The 19894-nt window shown below is 43.8% G+C and carries 19 protein-coding genes; 11 read left to right on the top strand and 8 right to left on the bottom strand.

Annotation, left to right across the window (positions count from 1 at the left end; all coding sequences use genetic code 11):
• Nucleotides 1–3: 3 nt before the first annotated feature.
• Nucleotides 4–630 carry a hypothetical protein gene (locus tag HY58_RS17665; RefSeq protein ID WP_039135207.1) on the bottom strand — a complete coding sequence of 209 codons (627 nt, stop codon included), beginning with the start codon at nucleotides 628–630 and terminating at the stop codon, nucleotides 4–6.
• 117 nt (nucleotides 631–747) lie between these two features.
• Between HY58_RS17665 and HY58_RS17660 the strand changes: the two genes are divergently transcribed.
• Genes HY58_RS17660 through HY58_RS17640 form a run of 5 tightly spaced genes read left to right on the top strand, consistent with a single transcriptional unit; the run spans nucleotide 748 to nucleotide 7689 of the window.
• Nucleotides 748–3273 carry a DUF5686 family protein gene (locus HY58_RS17660; RefSeq protein ID WP_052324267.1) on the top strand — a complete coding sequence of 842 codons (2526 nt, stop codon included), beginning with the start codon at nucleotides 748–750 and terminating at the stop codon, nucleotides 3271–3273.
• A gap of 48 nt (nucleotides 3274–3321) precedes the next feature.
• Nucleotides 3322–4833 (top strand): glycerol kinase GlpK, encoded by a 1512-nt coding sequence (gene glpK, locus HY58_RS17655; RefSeq protein ID WP_039135205.1) that lies wholly within the window; start codon nucleotides 3322–3324, stop codon nucleotides 4831–4833.
• 19 nt (nucleotides 4834–4852) lie between these two features.
• Entirely contained in the window at nucleotides 4853–6427 is a 1575-nt protein-coding gene (locus HY58_RS17650; protein WP_039135315.1) for a glycerol-3-phosphate dehydrogenase/oxidase, read from the top strand.
• 4 nt (nucleotides 6428–6431) lie between these two features.
• Nucleotides 6432–7145 carry an MIP/aquaporin family protein gene (locus HY58_RS17645; RefSeq protein WP_039135311.1) on the top strand — a complete coding sequence of 238 codons (714 nt, stop codon included), beginning with the start codon at nucleotides 6432–6434 and terminating at the stop codon, nucleotides 7143–7145.
• A 31-nt stretch (nucleotides 7146–7176) separates the two neighbouring features.
• Complete coding sequence (locus HY58_RS17640; RefSeq protein WP_039135202.1) at nucleotides 7177–7689, top strand: RidA family protein; 513 nt, start codon at nucleotides 7177–7179, stop codon at nucleotides 7687–7689.
• On the opposite strand, the gene HY58_RS17635 is transcribed toward HY58_RS17640, so the two are convergent.
• Nucleotides 7690–8877, bottom strand: a complete 1188-nt coding sequence (locus tag HY58_RS17635) for an aspartate aminotransferase family protein (protein WP_039135199.1) — start codon at nucleotides 8875–8877, stop codon at nucleotides 7690–7692. It abuts the gene before it with no gap.
• A gap of 80 nt (nucleotides 8878–8957) precedes the next feature.
• Here HY58_RS17635 and HY58_RS17630 point away from each other — a divergent pair, with 80 nt between their 5' ends.
• The 4 genes from HY58_RS17630 to HY58_RS17620 all read left to right on the top strand — a co-directional run bounded on the left by HY58_RS17630 (nucleotide 8958) and on the right by HY58_RS17620 (nucleotide 11497).
• Entirely contained in the window at nucleotides 8958–9497 is a 540-nt protein-coding gene (locus tag HY58_RS17630) for a gamma carbonic anhydrase family protein (RefSeq protein ID WP_039135196.1), read from the top strand.
• A 61-nt stretch (nucleotides 9498–9558) separates the two neighbouring features.
• The gene (locus tag HY58_RS19570; protein ID WP_156123747.1) at nucleotides 9559–9732 is read left to right on the top strand and encodes a hypothetical protein; all 174 of its coding nucleotides are present in this window, start codon (nucleotides 9559–9561) and stop codon (nucleotides 9730–9732) included.
• A 77-nt stretch (nucleotides 9733–9809) separates the two neighbouring features.
• Nucleotides 9810–10142, top strand: a complete 333-nt coding sequence (locus tag HY58_RS17625; RefSeq protein ID WP_039135193.1) for a DUF3630 family protein — start codon at nucleotides 9810–9812, stop codon at nucleotides 10140–10142.
• 119 nt (nucleotides 10143–10261) lie between these two features.
• Nucleotides 10262–11497: a PQQ-dependent sugar dehydrogenase gene (locus tag HY58_RS17620; protein WP_039135190.1), complete on the top strand. Its 1236-nt coding sequence runs from the start codon at nucleotides 10262–10264 to the stop codon at nucleotides 11495–11497.
• Nucleotides 11498–11566: 69 nt separating this feature from the next.
• Here the strand turns inward: HY58_RS17620 and rsgA are convergent, their stop codons facing one another.
• The 5 genes from rsgA to HY58_RS17595 are packed head-to-tail and all read right to left on the bottom strand — an operon-like array spanning nucleotide 11567 to nucleotide 16413.
• Nucleotides 11567–12493, bottom strand: a complete 927-nt coding sequence (gene rsgA, locus HY58_RS17615; RefSeq protein WP_039135186.1) for a ribosome small subunit-dependent GTPase A — start codon at nucleotides 12491–12493, stop codon at nucleotides 11567–11569.
• 34 nt (nucleotides 12494–12527) lie between these two features.
• Nucleotides 12528–13538, bottom strand: a complete 1011-nt coding sequence (locus HY58_RS17610) for a VWA domain-containing protein (protein ID WP_039135184.1) — start codon at nucleotides 13536–13538, stop codon at nucleotides 12528–12530.
• Nucleotides 13539–13543: 5 nt separating this feature from the next.
• Entirely contained in the window at nucleotides 13544–14509 is a 966-nt protein-coding gene (locus HY58_RS17605; protein WP_039135183.1) for a BatD family protein, read from the bottom strand.
• Between the two features lie 6 nt (nucleotides 14510–14515).
• On the bottom strand, nucleotides 14516–15385 hold the full coding sequence (locus HY58_RS17600) for a DUF58 domain-containing protein (RefSeq protein ID WP_039135180.1): 870 nt from the start codon (nucleotides 15383–15385) through the stop codon (nucleotides 14516–14518).
• 26 nt (nucleotides 15386–15411) lie between these two features.
• Entirely contained in the window at nucleotides 15412–16413 is a 1002-nt protein-coding gene (locus HY58_RS17595) for a MoxR family ATPase (protein ID WP_039135178.1), read from the bottom strand.
• A gap of 144 nt (nucleotides 16414–16557) precedes the next feature.
• Between HY58_RS17595 and HY58_RS17590 the strand changes: the two genes are divergently transcribed.
• Nucleotides 16558–17031 carry a lipocalin family protein gene (locus HY58_RS17590; protein WP_172644680.1) on the top strand — a complete coding sequence of 158 codons (474 nt, stop codon included), beginning with the start codon at nucleotides 16558–16560 and terminating at the stop codon, nucleotides 17029–17031.
• Nucleotides 17032–17118: 87 nt separating this feature from the next.
• Here the strand turns inward: HY58_RS17590 and HY58_RS17585 are convergent, their stop codons facing one another.
• Entirely contained in the window at nucleotides 17119–18828 is a 1710-nt protein-coding gene (locus HY58_RS17585) for an NAD+ synthase (protein WP_039135173.1), read from the bottom strand.
• A gap of 46 nt (nucleotides 18829–18874) precedes the next feature.
• Here HY58_RS17585 and HY58_RS17580 point away from each other — a divergent pair, with 46 nt between their 5' ends.
• Nucleotides 18875–19894: a hypothetical protein gene (locus HY58_RS17580; RefSeq protein ID WP_052324265.1), complete on the top strand. Its 1020-nt coding sequence runs from the start codon at nucleotides 18875–18877 to the stop codon at nucleotides 19892–19894.

The following is a 19894-nucleotide window of genomic DNA, read 5'->3' as shown; positions in this document are numbered from 1 at the left end:
TCCTTACTTATTCCTTTCGTATTTCCACCACATTGCGATACCATAAATGATGTGTAACAGTCCAAATCCGATTACCCAGAAGATGATTGCATACTCCGTAAACCAGAGGCAGATGATGCCTGTCAATAATTGTGCATAGCCAAGGAAACGGATCTCTCCAAGGGTATACTTACTTCCATTAAGCAAGCCGAGACCATAGAATAAAAGGGATGCAGAAGCCACAAGTTGATACTCTTCCAGTTGTATCAATCGCAGGATAAATGCTCCACCTACTGCCATGGGAACCAATGTGCTCCAAAGAAGTTTCCTGGCGGAGTTGCCCCAAATGGCAACACCATCCCGCTTACTACGGATATAGGTAAAAATAAATGCCGCGAAAACCGCGGCAGCAAAAACGACGGCAGCGATCCAGACAAGATTATTGCGAAGGCATTCAACACATTGGGCAACTTCCCTATTCGCATTTGAATGATAGTCGCCCATTGCCCCATATCCAAGCCAGGCGCCAATTATAGCGCAGAGTCCGGCAGCAATTCCACTCCAGCCGCTGAGGCTGATGAAGCGGCTGCTCCTCTCCATTATTTTGCGTATATCCTCTAGGGTTTCAATGCCACTGTGAGTACTATTCATAAAAGCACTTTGAAAATCAAAGTAATAGAAACTAATTGAATCTTCAAAATATTCTGCCTTAACACAACTGTTAAAGTAATATTTACGTTATCCAACTTATATTATTTTTGCATTTCTATGAATTTTAGTCCCAAAAGCCGCCGTGTATTTGGGGTGCTGCTTACTTTGCTGATAACCTTATTCGCCAATGCGCAAACCAAAACCATTCGGGGATATGTAAAGGATAAATTGAGCGATGAACGCATCCCTTTCGCCTCATTGAAATTCATCCGGTCTCAACAAGGGCGGTTGACTGACTCTGCAGGCAGTTTTATTTTCCGATTTGATGAGTGGCCTGTCGATAGCCTTGAAATTACATATGTAGGATACCAGGATGTGCGGATCGGCATAAGTCCGGAGATCGCCCGCTCCCTTTCAAAGGGAGATGAAAATTCCATTGAGCTTATCGTGAATATGGAAAGGGGTAAGTTCACCACTGAGGTGGTTGTGAAGAGAAAGATAGACCGTGGATACCTGATGTGGAAGAGGATCGTGAAGCGAAAGCCAATGAATGACCGCTATCGTTTCAATTCTTTTGCCTACGAATTATATAACAAACTGGAGCTGGATATAAACCGCATCAACAAAGACAAGATGAAGGACTTTGGTCCGCTCCGTCCATTCGGTTTCATTCTTGATAATATTGATACTTCAGAGGGTCAACCCTTTCTACCCGTTTATCTTACTGAAACCTTATCAGAATACTACTACCAGAAATCACCTCGTCGTACACGTGAATGGATAAAGGCGGTAAATACCAAGGGCGTTAATAATGAAAGTGTGAGCAAGTTCCTGGGTGGTACAGACCAGGTCATCAACTTCTATAATAATTTCATCCCCGTATTTGATAAGGAATTTGTTAGTCCGATCAGCGACAATGGCGATGCATATTACAATTACAAAGTACTCGATACACAATATGTTGCCGGGCAACGACTGATACATATGGTATTTAGTCCAAAGCGTAAAGGGGAGAATACTTTTGAAGGCGATTGCTGGGTGCATGATCCAACCTGGGCAATACAGAAGATGACCCTGCATCTTCGTCGCGATGCCAATATTAATTTCATTGATAAGCTCAGCCTGATCCAGGAGTTTAAAATGATCAATGACAGTACCTGGTTTCTGGTGAAGGATAAGTTTGTTGCTGATATTGCCCCTATCGGAAAAACAAGATTTGGTGTCATAGGCCGTAAAACCGCAACCTATAAAGACATCGTCGTAAATGAACAATATATAAGAGATACGATAGCCCGTAATAAGGTTCAGAGTGAGGTGCATTTCCTACCGGGTGCGCAACAGAAAGCAGATAGTTTCTGGGCCGGCTCGCGGCATGAAGAGCTCAGTAAAAATGAGAAGGCAATTTATGCCATGATAGATACCCTGCAGAAGATGCCACTCTTTAAAAGATATGTGAGTACTATCAACTTCCTCGCCACTGGTTATAAGAATGTTGGGAATTATGAGATAGGTCCGTGGTTTAACTGGGCTACTGCCAATGCATGGGAAGGATTCAGGATGCGCTTTGACCTGGGAACAAATCCAAAATTCAATAAGGACCTGTTCCTGCATGGCTATCTGGCATATGGATTCGGCGACCAGCAATTCAAATATAAGCTGGAAGGAAAATATCTTTTCAGCAGATCGCCGCGTACATATATCCATGCCAGTTATACCAAGGATCTTGATAATGGCCAGGTTTATTATGATGAGATCAGCACCGACAACATCTTTGCACTGGCCATCCGAAAGCAGGGAATTCCCATCAAGTTCATGCAGATCCAGGAAGCCAGGCTTGAATACTTCAAGGAGTGGACACCTGGCATTTCGGCAACCATAACTGCCACACAGAAAAATTTTGATCCACTGCAGAATCTCCCGCCAAAATCATTATTCATCGATAATGGTGGCAAGGGCCAGGCACTTCATAATTTTGAAATGGGCTTACGACTAAGGTTTGCCTACAATGAGCAGTTCTTTGAAACAAATTTCAACCGCTACAGTTTAGGAAGCGCCCTCCCTATTCTTGAATTACAATATGCCAGGGGATTACCTAATGTTTTCAATAGCAATTACAGCTATGACAGGCTCTATGCAAGTGTTTCAGATTATATGAAGATAGCTCCTTATGGAAGTCTGTACTATAACGTATTTGCAGGCAAGACCAATGGCACACTTCCCTATATGCTATTGAATGTTATGCCCGGCAACGAGATCTACTATTACAACAAATATGCTTTCAACCTGATGGCGAGGTTTGAATATATCAGTGATCGGTATGCGGGATTTAATGTGGAGCATAATTTTGGCAACGGGATATTCCGGTATATACCCCTCACACGGAAATTGAAGTTCAGGCAATTCTGGAGTGCGAAAGCTATTACAGGAGGCATCAGCGAAGCAAATAAGGCGCTCAACTTCAACAATACATACAACCAGTTCAAGGACCTTGATGGTAAAGTTTATATGGAGTTAGGCACTGGTGTAGATAATATCTTCAAGGTATTCAGGGTCGACTTTGTTTGGAGAGTATTACCAAGGCCGCTTCCTGTTGAGTCCGTAAGCCGCTTTGGCATCTTTGGCAGTTTCAGGCTCGCATTCTGATATTCTCATGTGTTTTTTGCTTATCTTATTCTGCCAAAACACTTTTGCATGCCGGAGAAGTTTATCATCTCGCTCGACCAGGGAACTACCAGTTCCAGGGCCATTCTTTTTGACAAGAATGGAATGATCTGCCAGGTAGCACAGAAAGAATTTACGCAGCTATACCCTCAGCCTGGATGGGTTGAGCATGATGCAGAAGAGATCTGGGCATCACAGTTTTCTGTACTGGCGGAGATCATTGCAAAAGCATCCCTCACCATCAGTGATATTGCTGCTCTTGGCATAACCAATCAAAGGGAGACAACAGTAGTTTGGGATCGTGCTACATCAAGACCAATATATAATGCGATAGTTTGGCAAGACCGCAGAACCGCTGCTTACTGTGACCAGTTAAAAGCAGACGGAATTGAACCGGTGATTCAGGAAAAAACAGGGCTTGTTCTCGACGCTTATTTTTCTGCTACAAAACTCAAATGGATACTTGATAATATCAGCGGAGCCAGGGAAAAAGCGGTTAAGGGTGAACTCGCCTTTGGCACAATTGACAGTTGGCTTTCCTGGAAACTTACCAATGGAAAAGTTCACGTCACAGATGTTTCAAATGCATCCAGAACAATGTTAATGAACATCAATACCTGTGACTGGGATGATGAACTGCTAAAACTCTTTGATATACCCGCATCGGTCTTACCTGAAATTATACAGAGCAGCAGGATCTATGCGGTAAGTGAGGCCGTTGTTAAAAACGCCAATATCCCATTAGCAGGAATTGCCGGCGACCAGCAGGCTGCCCTGTTCGGACAGCAGTGTACTCAACCTGGAATGGTTAAGAATACATACGGCACCGGATGCTTCATGCTTATGCATACGGGTGAAAAAATTGTAAGGTCAACCAATAATCTTCTCACCACCGTAGCATGGAAAATCAATAACAGGGTAGAATATGCCGTGGAAGGAAGCATATTTATTGCTGGAGCATTGGTACAGTGGTTACGTGATGGACTGCATCTGATCAGGTCATCGTCAGATATAGAAGAACTTGCGGGAAGGGTAAAAGATAGTGACGGGGTATATATTGTTCCGGCCTTTGCCGGACTGGGTGCTCCACATTGGAACCAGCATGCACGTGGAACTGTATTTGGCCTTACAAGAGGTACAGGTAAAGCCCATATAGCGAGGGCCTGCCTGGAAAGCATTGCCTACCAGACAATGGACGTGCTTAAGGCGATGGAGTCAGATGCAGGACTACCTATCCGCGAGCTTCGAGTGGATGGTGGCGCCACTATAAATAACCTGCTTATGCAATTCCAATGTGATCTCCTGCAGGTTCCTGTAGTACGTCCGGAGGTATATGAAACAACGGCGCTGGGAGCAGCCTATCTCGCCGGTCTCGGGGTAGGCTACTGGGAAAGCGTAGCCGATATACAGCAGCAATGGAAAGCCGATAAAACATTTATTCCTGAACATAGTGCTGCTGAAATGGAAGCGGGAATCAATCAATGGAAACGTGCCATTCGTGCCAGTATAGCATGGGCCGATGATGGTACAGGAATCCGATAAAACAAAAACATTTCTGTCCATGCTTCGTGCGAAAATGATCAGTGAAATGAAAGCAGTATCCCAATGGGATATATGCATAATTGGTGGCGGTGCAACAGGATTGGGCATAGCCATTGATGCAGCTTCAAGAGGATATAAGACAATTCTCGTAGAGCAGTATGATTTTGCGAAAGGCACATCATCAAGATCAACCAAACTGGTGCACGGCGGCGTCAGGTATCTTCAGCAGGGCAATGTAAAACTGGTACTGGAAGCACTTAAAGAAAGGGGACTTCTGCATAAGAATGCTCCCCACCTCGTTAAGGACCAGTCATTTCTCATTCCCAATTATAAATGGTGGGAAGGTCCTTTCTATGGACTAGGCTTAAAAATATATGATTGGATGGCAGGTAAACTGGGGCTTGGTCCATCCGTGATATTATCACGCGAGGAAGCCTTGCAACATGCACCAACACTAGACCAGGAAGGATTAAGAGGTGGTGTTCTTTATCATGATGGACAGTTTGATGATGCCCGGCTGGCCATCAATATGGCACAAACCGCCGTTGAACAAAATGCCGTTTTGATCAACTATATGAAGGCCGGGCAACTGATAAAAAAAGATGGCAAGATTGAAGGCATTAGAATTACAGACCAGCTGAACGGTGATGAATATACGCTGATGGCAGGCACTGTCATAAATGCGACCGGTGTTTTTACAGATATACTCCGAAAGTCGGATGATGCTTCCAAATCAGCTGTCCTGTCCTTAAGCCAGGGAACACATCTTGTAGTTGATAAACATTTCTTACCGGGTGATACTGCAATCCTGATTCCCGAGACTTCTGACGGCAGGGTATTATTTGCAGTACCATGGCATAATAAGCTGATCATCGGTACTACTGATATACCCGTACCCTCCCCTTCGGCTGAGCCGATTCCCAAAGAAGAGGAGATCAATTTCATCCTCGACAATATTGGTAATTACCTCGAGCATGAGCCAAAACTAAGTGATGTGAGATCTGTATTTTCAGGACTAAGGCCACTTGTAAAAGGGGATGCTGAAAATACGGCGGCATTATCGCGCGACCATTATATTGAGTTAAGTGAAAGCGGGCTTATCAGTATTACAGGAGGCAAATGGACCACCTACCGAAAAATGGCGGAAGATGCATTGAAGGTTGCCATTGAGGCAAAGATGATTCCGGACAGGCCCTGCAAAACGGAGTTTCTTCCAATACATGGGGCTCTCCCAAAGGTAGATTATTCAGATCCTGCCTATTATTACGGTACTGATCTGGAGAAGATCCGTGCAATAGAAAACGATCAGCCCCTGATGGCAGAAAAGATCCATGAAAATCTGCCTTACACGAAGGCGCAGATAGCCTGGGCTGCACAGGAAGAAATGTGCATGACCGTTGAAGATGCGCTCAGCAGGCGAACAAGAGCCCTCTTGCTTGATGCACAGGCAGCCATCGAAGCCGCGCCTTTGGTGGCGTCTATTCTGGCTGCTGAATATGGCTATTCCAATGCATGGATAGAAGATCAGATCCATCAATTCAATCAAACAGCTACCCATTATTTACCAAACCCGATACCAACCAATTCAAACTAATATGATGCATCCTTACCTGGCAGAATTCATTGGCACAGCTATCCTCATAGCCTTCGGTAATGGCGTTGTGGCGAACGTGCTTTTAAATAAATCAAAAGGACAAAATGGAGGATGGATCGTGATAACTTTCGGTTGGGCTATGGCGGTATTCGCAGCGGTGTTTGCCGTATCGAAATATAGCGGTGCCCACCTGAATCCCGCGGTTTCCATTTGCCTTGCCATGACGGGAAAATTCAGCTGGAGCGATGTGCCTTTTTATGTACTCGCACAGGTTGCTGGTGCATTCACAGGCTCGGTGCTGGTTTGGCTATCTTACCGGAACCATTTCGAAATAACGGAGGATACGGGTGCCAAACTTGCGATCTTCTCCACCGGCCCTGCCATAAGGCACCCCTTAAATAATCTGATCTCAGAAACCATAGCTACAACAATCTTCCTTTTTCTTGTATTGCTTATTATATCTCCTACAAATAGCCTGGGCGCACTGGATGCGCTACCAGTGGCATTGGTAGTACTGGCTATCGGACTTTCACTGGGTGGCACAACCGGCTATGCAATTAATCCGGCACGAGATCTTGGTCCGCGAATAGCACATGCAGTATTACCCATAGGTGTTAAAGGAAGCAGCGACTGGCGATATGCATGGGTACCCATTACCGGTCCGGTAATAGGTGCCGCATTAGCGTCTTTATTATATATGGCCATTGGTTTGAAATAAAATAAAAGAGCCTCATTTTAAAACACTCGGTATGAAACAGATCGTCTTATTAATTCTGCTGTTCGCATCATTGATTTCATCAGCACAAACACCGGAAGAAAATCTGAAAAAAGCGGGAGTTATATTACAGGCGCCCAAAAAGCCGGCAGGTAATTATGTGAATGTTGTACAGACAGGAAAGCTGCTATACCTGGCAGGGAAAGGGCCGACAAGGGATGATGAAAGTTTGATCACTGGTAAACTGGGCAAAGATCTAAGTATAGAACAGGGATATGATGCTGCAAAACTTGTGGCAATAAATCATATTGCGGTGTTAAAAGATTATCTCGGTGACCTTGGTAAAGTGAAACGCATCGTGAAAGTTTTGGGGATGGTGAATTCTGCCGGAGAGTTTTATGACCAGCCGAAAGTAATGAATGGTTATTCAGATTTCATGGTGACCATTTTTGGTGAAAAAGGGAAACATGCCCGATCATCTGTTGGCATGAATTCACTACCCAATAATATTGCGGTTGAAGTGGAGGTGATCGTGGAGGTGGAATGATCAGTTTTCCATCTCATCCAAAACAGAGAGAATAATACTGCATGCTTTTGCGATCTGTTTTTTTGATATAGTCAGCGGAGGTGCTATACGCAGGCAATCGGGTGCAAACAGGAACCAGTCGGTCAGTAATCCTTTTTCGAGGCATTTATCGATTACCCATTTATTTGTTTCGAAGCTGTCAAATACCAAGGCCATCAGGAGGCCGCGAGACCTTACCTCTATTATCCGGGGATGATGCAGAAGTTCACGGAACAATATCTCTTTATCATAAACCTCTTCTACCAGTTCATCGTTTAGCAAAACCTTCATGGCTGCCATCCCCGCCGCACAACAAACCGGATGCCCTCCGAATGTGGTGATATGTCCAAGTACCGGGTTCAGCGTGAATGTATCCATCAACGACTTTTCTGCCACGAAAGCACCTAAAGGCATTCCACCGCCGAGTGCCTTCCCCAAAAGAATGATATCTGGTACTATATCGAAATGCTGGAATCCCCACAACCTACCTGTGCGCCCGAACCCGGTTTGAATTTCATCCATGATAAGCAGTGCACCGGTTTCTGAACAGCGTTTACGGATTGCTGTTAACCAGGCATTCAATGGAGCATTGATGCCGGCCTCTGCCTGGATGGATTCCATGATAACGCAGGCCGTTTGTTCATTGATCTGGTCTATCACGGAAACATCATTATATACAAGATGCTGTATTCCCGGCAACAAAGGACGGTATGCATTGCGCCAGTATTCATCCCCCATCACGCTCAAGGCACCCTGTGTGGAACCATGATAAGAATTTTTGAAGGAAATGATATTGGTACGGCCAGTTACTCTTTTGGCCAGTTTCATAGCGCCCTCAGTGGCTTCTGCCCCCGAATTGGTGAAATAAATACTATTGAGTGAAGTTGGCAGATTATCTGCCAGTAGTTTAGCATATTGAACCTGGGGTGATTCCACCAACTCTCCATATACAAGCAGGTGAAGATAATCGGCCGACTGACGGCGTATGGCCTTTATAACTTTCGGATGACAATGCCCTACATTGCAAACGCTGATGCCGGAAATAAGGTCTAAATATTTTTTACCTGCCTTGTCCTTCAAAAATACCCCCTTTGCTTTAACTATCTCCAATGCCATAGGTGCAGGTGATGTTTGGGCTACATGCTTCAGGAATAGCTCACGCTGATTCATAATAATTCTATTAGGCAAAGATCATGATATTTGTAGATCTTAAATCTTACTTCTTACCTCTTAAATCTTAAATCTCCCATATGTCTTTAATACTTCATGTTGAAGGGGTTTATCCCAAATTTGGTTCCGACTGTTTCATTGCACCCAATGCCACTATTGTGGGCGATGTTGTAACAGGCCATCAATGTAGTTTCTGGTTCAACGCTGTAGTGCGTGGTGATGTGAACAGCATTCGCATGGGCAATAAGGTTAATGTGCAGGACGGTGCGGTGATCCACGCTACATTCCAGAAAACAAAAGCGATCATTGGTAATAATGTTTCTATTGGTCACAATGCTATTGTACATGGCTGCACTATCCATGATAATGTATTGGTGGGAATGGGATCCATTGTAATGGATAATGCGGTTGTTCATAGCAATACTATTATTGCTGCAGGGGCCGTGGTATTAGAGGGAACCATTTGTGATGCCGGTAGCATTTACGCCGGAGTTCCAGCCAAAAAAGTGAAAGATATCTCACAGGACCTGATACATGGCGAAATTGACCGTATCGCCAACAATTATATACGTTATTCAGACTGGTTCCGCAACCAGGTTGAAGGAAAGGAAGGAGTTTAACAATCTGCACAGATTCTGGCATACTATTTTCACTTCACATACGTTATTAAATAAAAGTGATATGAGATCTGTCCGTTCAGGTTTATTCCTTCTTTCAGCTGTTTTGGTTCTGGGACTGGCATCCTGCAGTGTTTTCAAGCCCAAAACCGGGTGCCCGGCCAATGGGAAAGCAGTTGGTGCCGAGCGTTTGATGAGTGGGGAGAAAGTACCAAAGGCAAAAAAGTTCAAAGCCTGATTCGGAGCCGTGCCGGTCACATGGTGAATCCACTATGGATCTTGCGCAGCATGAAACCGTTACCTAAATCCTACAATATGTGCCCCGTACTCCACACTCACGACGGCTTCACGGAAGCCGTGATCGATGAAGATGGCGGACTGAAAAGATTTTACGAAGTTGCCAACCTGCTCGCAGAAGAATTAAAAATAAGGTTCATCAACAAACTTGATGACTTTGATTCCCTGATCTGGGACTTCAGCTATAAAGGTCATCCACTTAGTCTCCACTACAATATTTATACAGGCATCTGCCTTTACCCTAAACAGGCTCAAAAAGCGATAGCCAAAGAAAACAAGGCAGTTGCCGAGGTGGCAAGTTTTCTGGAGTCAAAACTCTGGGTAAACACTGCCAGGAAATATATTTCCTGAATTATTGTGTTGTACATTATCAGGGCACTGCTTTTGCACTGACTCATAATTACTGAACAGCAATATTGATTAATTGTTAAGTTTACACCTGTAACCAATTGTCAACAATTATTGTGATTATGAATAAGATAGCATTAATGCTCGCTTCGGGTATAACCCTGATAGCATCAGCCTGCAGTTCTCAAACCAGTACCACCACGCCTACAGTTACCACAGGAGGTGATACTATTCTGGCACCGGTGGAAACAAAATCCCCCAATACCAATTACAAACCTGCCTTTGCGGGGCAAACACGCATAGCGGGCGTTAAAACAAAAACCGCCTATGAAGGCAAGGTTATAGGAAGCGGACTTAAAAGCCCCTGGGCAGTAATCAGCCTTCCCGATGGAAGATTGCTGATCAATGAAAAAGGTGGCACCATGCGGATTGCCACTACCGCAGGCGAAATTAGTCCGGCTATTACAGGTCTTCCCCCCGTCAACTCAAAGGGACAAGGCGGATTACTGGGACTTGTTCTTGACCCATCATTTGCTACAAACAGAACTATATTCTGGACTTTTTCGGAAGATACGGAGGGAGGCTCCCTTACATCAGTAGCCAAGGGCCGGTTGTCAGATGATGAAAAAACGGTTGAGAACGCTACCGTAATTTATCGTGCAGCGCCGGCATATAAAGGAACCCTCCATTATGGATCGCGTATCCTTTTTGATAAAACGGGAAATATCATTTTTAGCACAGGCGAGAGGAGCGACAAAGAAACCAGGCCGCAGGCGCAGGACCTCAAATCAGGATTGGGAAAAATCATCCGTATAACGCCGGATGGTAAACCAGCTCCCGGTAATCCTTTCCTCGATAATGCCAACGCAAGGCCAGAGATTTATTCATATGGCCATCGGAATGTTCAAAGTCTGGCTTTCCATCCCGTAACCGGTGATCTCTGGGAAGCCGAATTCGGACCAAGGGGTGGAGATGAACTGAATCTTATCCAACCAGGAAAAAATTATGGATGGCCAGTTATAACTTATGGTATTGAATATTCTGGTGGCTCCATCGGTGATGTGATCCAGCAAAAAGAAGGAATGGAACAGCCAGTTTATTATTGGGATCCTGTTCTTTCTCCTGCCGGTATGACCTTCTACACAGGTGATGCGATTCCGGAGTGGAAGAATAATCTTTTCATTGGTGGCCTCAGCAGTACGCATATTGCCCGCCTGGTGATTGAAAATAATAAAGTAGTGGGTGAAGAAAGAATTCTGCCTGGTGTGGGAGAAAGATTCAGGGATGTTACACAGGGTAAGGATGGTGCACTCTATGCAGTTACTGATGGTGGAAAACTATACAGGATTGGAAAATAAAATGGAGAAATAAACTATAACGATTTCATACAACAGAGACCTGTACCTTAAATGGTACAGGTTTTTTTATCAGTAATTCTTATCATCAATGCTATCAAGAATGGTGCAATAACTTACATAGCGATCAATGCTGATTTCCCCTTTATTAACTGCTTCCTTTACCGCACAGCCCGGCTCATTCATATGCAGGCAATTGTTGAACTGGCAATCATTTATAAGCTTTCGCATTTCCGGGAAATAGTGAGAAAGTTCCTGGCGGGCAATACCAACCAATCCCAATTCGCGTATACCGGGAGTATCGATTATGCTACCTCCTCCTGGTATATCAAACATTTCCGCGAATGTTGTAGTATGAAGGCCTTTACCGCTCCAGCCACTCACTTCCTGTGTGCGGAGTGCCATATCGGGAAACACGGCATTTATAAATGTTGATTTACCCACCCCTGAATGTCCGCTGATAAGGGTTGTTTTATTATGAAGCAAATTTCGCAGCTCTTCTGTGCCAATTCTATCTTTTACACTGATGAGCAGCGTCTTGTAACCAACGGCAGTATATACCTCTTCGAGTTCTGCATACTTTTCCATTTCCTTATCGCGGTATATATCGGCTTTATTGAATACGATGATAGCCGGAATATGATAAGCCTCTGCGGTGATCAGGAATCGATCGATAAAACCCTGGGATGTTCTGGGCTCCCGCAAAGTAGCAAATAGTAATGCCTGGTCAAGATTGGAAGAAATGATATGATGCTGCACTTTCCGGTGAGGTGAAACCCGGGCAATATAATTTACACGGTCATGTATAGCCGTAATAGTCACAGTCTTCTCCCCTTCGTTTTCATGCTCAACATCCACCCAGTCGCCCACTGCAATTGGATTGGTGGAAGTGATGCCATCGATCTTAAGAATGCCCTTGATGCGGCCATTATATTGATTGCCAGCCTCATCTTTGAGGATATACCAGGATCCCGTACTCTTATACACTCTAGCCTTCATGATAAAAATTCTCTGCGAATGTACTTCAATCCCTTTAAGGAAACTTACGCAGGATCGTAAGGCGGAGCAACCATTCCAGAAACAGGAATACAATGGCCGCCAATGCCAGTGGCAGGAACTTCTCAGTATAGCGTCGCATGGCGCTAACTTCTATCGTTGATTTTTCAAGCTGGTCAATTTCCTCATAAATTCGCTCAAGGCTTTCATTGTCCTGGGCCCGGAAATAGCGGCCACCTGTTTCATTTGCTATCTGTGTAAGCAGCTTTTCATCAATATTCACTTTCTCCCTTTGCATCTGAACGCTGCCATCATCGGCCTGAACTGGAATGGGTGCATATCCGTCTGTTCCAACACCAATTGTATAAACCCTGATACCAAGTCTTTTTGCGATCTCTTTTGCAGTTACAGGCGGTATCTGTCCACCATTGTTCTCTCCATCAGTAAGCAGTATCACCACCTTGCTCTTTGCCTTGCTGGTGCGCAACCTGTCAGAACTTGTAGCCAGTCCCGATCCAATGGCTGTTCCATCTTCAAGTAGTCCACTTTGAATACCATATATCTGGCTTTTAAGCACTGCCTTATCTGTGGTAATTGGACAAATAGTAAAACTTTCACCAGAAAATATAACCACTCCCACCCTGTCGGTTTTACGTGAGTCAACAAACTCCGCAGCAACCTGCTTGGCAGCTTCGAGGCGATTTGGCGAAAAATCCTGGGCCAGCATACTTCCGCTTACATCAATACAAAGAATGATATCCACCCCTTCACCACTTACCTGTTCCTCATCAAACCGTGTTTGGGGCCTGGCCAATGCGAGTATAATACAAGCCAGGGTCAATAGTCTTAGAATAAAGGGGAGATGGTAAAATTTTCTTTTCCATCCGCTACGTGTTTTTTCCAATACGCTTGTAGATGATACCACCATTGCTGCACGGCGATCGGCCTGCTTTTTCCAGTACCATAATACAAGTAAGGGCAATAGCAGGAGCAACCATAACATCCATGGCCAGGCAAAATTGATACTATCGAAATACCTTGTTATCAAGTATCCTAATTTTTATTTTGTTTTAATTGTTCCTGACGAATGGCTTCCTGTCTTTTTAAGGCCTCTTCCTGCAGGTAAGATTCTTCCACTATCCGGATAGTTGAATGTATATCATCATACACTTTATGTGTTTCCTGCCCATCAGGAAGATACTTAGCAAACTTAACTGCATCAGCCAGCCTTAGCGATTGCGCAAGACGATAAACAGTCTCCGTATCCAATCTCTGCTTAACGGCCACAACAAGTTTTTCATTAGAACTATCCGGAGAATTTACAAGGTTGCGTTCACGGAAATAATCGCGGAGTATGTCGTTTATCCGGATATAATAATTTTTTAATCCGGGCGCATCAAGGTGATCATAACCCTTCATTGCGGAAAGCGCTGCCATGGCCTTTTCAAAGGGCGAGATGGTAACAGATGGGGCTGCATCTCCCTGCTTTGATGTTTTACGGCGCCGCAAATACCAGATCAGGGCTGCAATTGCCAGTATGGTAGCCACGGCAATTATATAATTTATGTACATGGGCTCTACCTCGGGTACATCTATTATATCCTTGATGTCGTGATAGGGTTGGTTAGCTTCTACCGGACTATAGCCAACTTCGATATTGATCGAATCGGTAAGGTAGCGACTATTATTAACCGTTAGGGACATTCTAGGAATTACCAGGCTGCCGGAATCGAAGGAGGTAATAATAAGCATCTGGCGGTAGAGATTACCAGATACACTGCTTGTTGTATCAACAGGGTCCCGGTCAACATATTCAAATGATGGAATGGAATCGGTCCGGAACCATTTCAGGTCAGAACCCGCAGGAACCTCCGCTTCTAACTGCAGCACTATATGTTCACCTATGAGGATCCTATCTTTATTCACAGATGCCTTCACGCGAATATCCTGTGCCTGCAAGGGTATACAGGCAATCACCAGTAACAGGAATCCAATTGTTGCAATAGCTTTTTTAAACATCTTGTTCTAACTTCTTCCTATAAAGAATTTCTGCAGCACTTTCACATAATCTTCCTTAGTAGATATATGAAGCAGATCACATCCCGCACGCAGGAATACCTGCTTGCACCATTCGGTATGACGGAAGAATTCTTCCTGGTAGGATTTTCTTACTAAATAATCATTACTGTCAATACGCACAAGTTTGCCGGTCTCCGCATCTTCAACATCCAATAGCCCAACCTCTGGTAGTTGAACATCCATGGGATCATATACTTTGATGCCAATAACATCATGCTTCTTTCCGGCTACCCTTAATGCATCTGAGAATCCCGGGTCTAAAAAATCACTCAAAACAAAGAGGATCGACTTCTGCCTTGTTGTGTTGTTGAAATAGCGAAGTGCTGAAGCTATATCAGTTCCCTTCTTCTTGCCCTCCAGTGTCAGTAATTCACGCACAATGAAGAGTCCATGATCTCGACCTTTTTTTGGAGGGATATATTTTTCGATGCCATCACTAAAAAGAACAGCGCCTGCCTTGTCATTATTACTAATTGCTGAAAATGCGAGTATGGCACCAATTTCAGTTACCAGATCTTTTTTTCTTGCATGAACTGTTCCAAATAAAGAACTGGCACTGATATCAACCAGTAACATCATCGTGAGTTCGCGCTCTTCCTCAAACAGCTTACTGAATGTGGTATTGAATCGTGCAGAAACATTCCAGTCAATAAAGCGAACATCATCACCAGCATGATATTCTCTCACTTCTTTGAACGACATACCTCTACCCTTAAACGCACTATGGTACTCACCCGTAAAAAGATGACGCGTCAGTCGCTTGCTCTTGATCTCAAGTTCCTTTACCTTCTTTAATATTTCTGTAGTAGTCAACATAAATCTTACCTCTTACCTCTTACCTCTCACGGCACTTGTATTGCTCCCAATATATCCTCAATGATCTGTTCAACATCTACATTTTCGGCCTCAGCTTCATAGGTAAGTCCAATTCGGTGACGCAATACATCTTTCGAGATCGCCTTCACATCATCAGGTATCACAAAAGCACGCTTCGACAAATATGCATAGGCTTTTGATGCAAGTGCGAGGTTTATACTGGCACGGGGCGACCCGCCATATGATATCAGTGGCTTTAACCTGGAAAGGCCATACTCATCAGGCTGTCTTGTTGCAAAAACGATATCAAGGATATATTGCTCGATCTTTTCGTCCATATATATCTTGCGGGTCAATTCCCTTGCTTCAAGAAGTTCGTTAACGGTAACTACCTGTTGAACTTTGGGCGTTTTCATACCCTGTACATTCTGCCTGATAATCATTTGCTCCTCTGCCTTGGTAGGATAACCAACGATTACTTTCATAATGAATCGATCCACCTGTGCTTCGGGTAATGGATATGTTCCTTCCTGCTCCAGCGGGTTCTGTGTAGCAAGCACCAGGAATGGCTCCTCAAGGGGGTAAGTACTATCGCCGATGGTTACCTGCCTTTCCTGCATTGCCTCCAGAAGCGCACTCTGAACTTTTGCAGGAGCCCGGTTGATTTCATCGGCCAGGATGAAATTGGCGAAGATTGGACCCTTCCTCACAACAAATTCATTCCTCTGCTGGTGATAGATCATCGTACCGATCACATCGGCGGGCAGAAGATCGGGGGTGAACTGGATCCTGCTGAAATGCGCATGCACTGCCTGTGCCAGTGATTTAATGGTTAGGGTCTTAGCAAGTCCTGGCACACCCTCCAGAAGAACGTGACCATTGCTAAGCAGTCCTATTAACAGGCGGTCTAACATATGCTGCTGACCAACAATGACCCTGGCCACTTCATCCCGAAGGCGATCAATAAATACTGCCTGGTATTGGATTTTCTCATTTAATTGACGGATGTCTTCCGAAGTAGGCAACATAACTGAAATTTATTTATGCAAAATACGAACTCTAAATAAGCAATTCCTCTGCCAAGATGTGCAAAACAGATGCCAGTGGTAATATTTATCTTTAATCACAATAAAACCTCTGAATTTATGTTATTAGTATCAAAATCCACCCTTATGATCAAAAGCATACGGAACCCGTTGCTTTTATTGGCCTGCATTATGTCCTTTGCCCTGCTCTCCTGCAGCAAGAACGACGATGGTCCTTCCAAATCAAGGACTGAACTTCTAACGGTAAGCGCCTGGAAGATCGCCAGTGTGGGGATTGATTTAGATAAGAATGGCACTATAGACCTGCCTTATTCACTGGAGGCCTGCGAAAAAGACAATACTTACAGCTTTCATACTGATGGTCATGGCGAAGCAAATGAAGGTGCTGCCAAATGCGACCCTAACGACCCGCAAACATCCGCCTTTAGCTGGTCGTTCAAAGACAATGAAAAAATACTTAGCATCACATACCCTGGTTCAGTGTTATCAGGTGATATGAATATAAAGAGCCTGAGTAGTTCAAAGATGGAAATATTCCTGGATACTACAGATCCTGATTCAGGATTTGCAGTGAGATTATACGTTACACTAACGCATTAATATAATAGCATCGCCATACCTTTTTTTTATCTGCTGATTTCATAAACAAGCCCCTGCATTTCTATGCGGGGGCTAAATTTTTATTGACTAACTTAAATACTTGCCTACAATAGGCATTCGTCTTCCTACTCCAAAAGCTTTTGAACTCACCCGAATAATGGGACAAAACTGGTTGCGCTTATACTCATTGGTATTGACCATCTTCAAAACCCGGTTCACGAGGGCTTCATCAATACCCATAGCAATAAGCTCCTGCGGACCATTTCTCCTTTCAATATATTGATACAATACTTTATCCAATATTTCATAAGGAGGAAGGCTATCGCTATCCATTTGTCCTGGTCTCAACTCTGCTGAAGGAGGCTTTACAAGAATATTATTCGGGATTATCTCCCTGTCACGATTGATGTATTTTGCCAGTGCAAATACCTGCATTTTATAAACATCCCCCAACACGCTGAGTCCACCAGCCATATCTCCATAAAGCGTTCCATAACCTGTTGCCAGTTCGCTCTTATTGGAAGTATTAAGCAAAATATATCCAAACTTATTTGAGATTGCCATCACGAGGTTACCTCTTGTTCTGCTTTGAATATTTTCCTCAGCAACACTGAAAGGCAGGTCGTTAAATACTGGTTTAAGCAATTCAATAAAAGCATCAAATACAGGAGATATGGGTATGATGTCATATGGATTACCGAGGTTCTTGCTCAGTTTTACAGCATCGTCTACCGAATGCCCTGTAGAGAATTGAGAAGGCATCAGAATTGCTCTAACATTTTCTGCACCGAGGGCCTCACAGGCAAGCGCAAGTGTCACCGCACTGTCAATGCCCCCGCTGCTTCCAAGTATGGCTTTGCTGAAACCCATCTTACTGAAGTAGTCGCGGATGCCCAGCACCAGCGCTGTATAAATCTGCCTTATATTATTTTCATCACAGAGATAATCAATGATCTTCGTGAAATCATTAACCTTTGAAACACGCATCTCCTTATCAAGCTTTCTCATTGATTTCTCGGTGCCTTCGGCCCGGGGTGCTGACTTTGTTATATCAATCACAGCAAAATCTTCTTCAAAATATTTCATCTCCCTGATCAGTTCTCCGGATGCATCGTATACCAGGCTGCCACCGTCAAATACTATCTCTGTTTGCGATCCCACACAATTACAATAAACCATCGGCATCTTGTATTTAAGGACATTTGCCCTAACTACTTCCTTTCTGTCTTCATCATGATCATAATCAAAAGGAGATGCAGATATATTGATCATCAGGTCGGGATGCTGTGGCATTAGCTGGTCCATGGGAGAAATCCGGTATAATGGATTTTCACTCAATGCCCAGATATCTTCACAAATAGTCAATGCTATTCGTCTGCCCTTAAAGGGAATAACATTCCACTCATAACCAGGTTCAAAATAGCGGTACTCATCAAATACATCATAGGTTGGAAGGCAGGTCTTATGTGCCACTCCCTTTACCTCGGCTTCATGAATAAGCCATGCCGCATTAAAGAGATCCTTTCCCTCCCTAACCGGATTGATGGCTGGCGAACCAATGATCACACCAATATTTTTAGTGTGGGGTTTTATATCTTCTATGGCAGAATTACATTTATTGATAAAGTCTTCGAACTCAAGGAAGTCGCGGGGCGGATATCCACAGATACTGAGTTCTGAAAATACAACAAGGTCAGCACCCTCCCTCTCTGCCTTATTAATTGCATTAATGATCTTCTCTGTATTAGCGGAGAAATTTCCGATATGATAATTCTGTTGTGCCAGTGCGATTCTCATCTATTAAATTTACACAACAAAACTACTTATCAAACGTTTCTTGCGCATGAAATACAGCAGCATAATTTTCATAATCACATTATTCCTGTATTCCTGTGGTGGAGCGGGTTCCAGGACCCCGGATGTATCCGGCATCAAAGTCAACACCAAAATAGAAAGATTCGATAAAGATTATTTTGCCCTTGATTCTAATTCCCTGGAAGCAGGTATGAAGGGGCTTGCATCCAAATACCCCCTATTCATTAATGATTTCACTCAGAATATCCTTGGAGCAGGGCCCATGGTCGATTCCAATGCCTTATGGCCGGTTGCAAACAGGCTTTTCTTTACATCCTACCATGGGGTTTATAAATCTATTAAAAATGAATTCACAAACATGGGTGAAACGGAAGAGGAACTAAATGAGGCGTTCAGGTATGTCAAATATTATTTTCCAGATTATCAGGTTCCGAAATTCATCAGTTATCTGGGGCCCTTTGATGCTCCTGGTGTGGCAATCACGCAAAATGCAATCGCTATCGGACTACAGTTGTATGCCGGCAAAGATTTTCCATTCTACACTTCAACTATGGGTCAGGAAATATTTCCTGCTTATATATCGCGCCGGTTTGAAAAACAATACATCGTTACCAATACTATTAAAGCAGTTATAGAAGATTTGTACCCCGACAAAAGCCAGGGTTTTCCACTGGTAGAACAAATGGTTGAGAAAGGTAAATACTGGTGGTTGCAGGACAAACTCCTTCCAGAAACTGCAGACAGCATCAAGACAGGATTTACTGCTAATCAGGTTGAATGGGTTAAAGACAATGAGGGTGTGGTATGGAACCTTATTTTACAAAATGATCATCTTTATTCAATGGAACCTGGAATTATACAGATGTATATTGGAGATGCGCCGGGAATTCAGGGTTTCCCTCCTGCAGCACCTGGAAATGTTGGTCAATGGATCGGAAAGAGGATAGTTGAAAGTTATATCGAAAAAAATCCAGCTACCACTCCGGCTGAATTGATGAAAAAAACTCCACGGGAGATACTTGATGGCGCAAAATACAAACCCAGATAG

Origin of the sequence: Flavihumibacter sp. ZG627 (assembly GCF_000814325.1) — a bacterium.
Taxonomy (GTDB): Bacteria; Bacteroidota; Bacteroidia; order Chitinophagales; family Chitinophagaceae; genus Flavihumibacter.
Note: the sequence above shows the minus strand (reverse complement) of the source record. Positions and strands in the feature narration are given on the sequence as shown.

What these genes read in the sequence shown, in the direction of transcription:
- glpK (WP_039135205.1), top strand. Translation starts at nt 3,322, where the DNA reads ATGCCGGAGAAGTTTATCATCTCGCTCGACCAGGGAACTACCAGTTCC.
- HY58_RS17580 (WP_052324265.1), top strand. Translation starts at nt 18,875, where the DNA reads ATGAAATACAGCAGCATAATTTTCATAATCACATTATTCCTGTATTCC.
- HY58_RS17620 (WP_039135190.1), top strand. Translation starts at nt 10,262, where the DNA reads ATGAATAAGATAGCATTAATGCTCGCTTCGGGTATAACCCTGATAGCA.
- HY58_RS17630 (WP_039135196.1), top strand. Translation starts at nt 8,958, where the DNA reads ATGTCTTTAATACTTCATGTTGAAGGGGTTTATCCCAAATTTGGTTCC.
- HY58_RS19570 (WP_156123747.1), top strand. Translation starts at nt 9,559, where the DNA reads ATGAGATCTGTCCGTTCAGGTTTATTCCTTCTTTCAGCTGTTTTGGTT.
- HY58_RS17625 (WP_039135193.1), top strand. Translation starts at nt 9,810, where the DNA reads ATGTGCCCCGTACTCCACACTCACGACGGCTTCACGGAAGCCGTGATC.
- HY58_RS17585 (WP_039135173.1), bottom strand. Translation starts at nt 18,828, where the DNA reads ATGAGAATCGCACTGGCACAACAGAATTATCATATCGGAAATTTCTCC.
- HY58_RS17595 (WP_039135178.1), bottom strand. Translation starts at nt 16,413, where the DNA reads ATGTTGCCTACTTCGGAAGACATCCGTCAATTAAATGAGAAAATCCAA.
- rsgA (WP_039135186.1), bottom strand. Translation starts at nt 12,493, where the DNA reads ATGAAGGCTAGAGTGTATAAGAGTACGGGATCCTGGTATATCCTCAAA.
- HY58_RS17590 (WP_172644680.1), top strand. Translation starts at nt 16,558, where the DNA reads ATGATCAAAAGCATACGGAACCCGTTGCTTTTATTGGCCTGCATTATG.
- HY58_RS17660 (WP_052324267.1), top strand. Translation starts at nt 748, where the DNA reads ATGAATTTTAGTCCCAAAAGCCGCCGTGTATTTGGGGTGCTGCTTACT.
- HY58_RS17605 (WP_039135183.1), bottom strand. Translation starts at nt 14,509, where the DNA reads ATGTTTAAAAAAGCTATTGCAACAATTGGATTCCTGTTACTGGTGATT.
- HY58_RS17665 (WP_039135207.1), bottom strand. Translation starts at nt 630, where the DNA reads ATGAATAGTACTCACAGTGGCATTGAAACCCTAGAGGATATACGCAAA.
- HY58_RS17645 (WP_039135311.1), top strand. Translation starts at nt 6,432, where the DNA reads ATGCATCCTTACCTGGCAGAATTCATTGGCACAGCTATCCTCATAGCC.
- HY58_RS17600 (WP_039135180.1), bottom strand. Translation starts at nt 15,385, where the DNA reads ATGTTGACTACTACAGAAATATTAAAGAAGGTAAAGGAACTTGAGATC.
- HY58_RS17640 (WP_039135202.1), top strand. Translation starts at nt 7,177, where the DNA reads ATGAAACAGATCGTCTTATTAATTCTGCTGTTCGCATCATTGATTTCA.
- HY58_RS17635 (WP_039135199.1), bottom strand. Translation starts at nt 8,877, where the DNA reads ATGAATCAGCGTGAGCTATTCCTGAAGCATGTAGCCCAAACATCACCT.
- HY58_RS17650 (WP_039135315.1), top strand. Translation starts at nt 4,853, where the DNA reads ATGCTTCGTGCGAAAATGATCAGTGAAATGAAAGCAGTATCCCAATGG.